General features: G+C 67.2%; 1 protein-coding gene. It reads left to right on the top strand.

Translation table 11 applies throughout. The features are described from left to right. Positions 1 to 247, top strand: a 247-nt coding sequence (locus R0J88_RS22430; RefSeq protein WP_410901232.1) for a DUF3418 domain-containing protein, incomplete at both ends; no start/stop codon positions are given.

Genomic DNA, 247 nt, shown 5'->3' with positions numbered 1-247 from the left:
GCGCCTGCCAGCGCGACGGCTCAGGTCGAGCAGAATCTGAGCGTGGAGCTGTTCGATCATCCGGCCAAGGCCGCCGCCGCGCACCGTGATGGCATCACGCGCCTGGCGATGGCACGCCTGCCCGACCAGGTGCGCTATCTGGACCGTGACCTCAAGGCGCTGGAGCGCTGTGCGCTGCTGTTCGCCAAGGTCGGCACGCGTCGCCAGCTGGCGGATGACTTCATCTACAGCGTCTTCGAGCAGGTGA

This window comes from Pseudoalteromonas sp. SIMBA_162 (genome assembly GCF_046535955.1).
Classification (GTDB): domain Bacteria; phylum Pseudomonadota; class Gammaproteobacteria; order Enterobacterales; family Alteromonadaceae; genus Pseudoalteromonas; species Pseudoalteromonas marina.
Note: the sequence above shows the minus strand (reverse complement) of the source record. Positions and strands in the feature narration are given on the sequence as shown.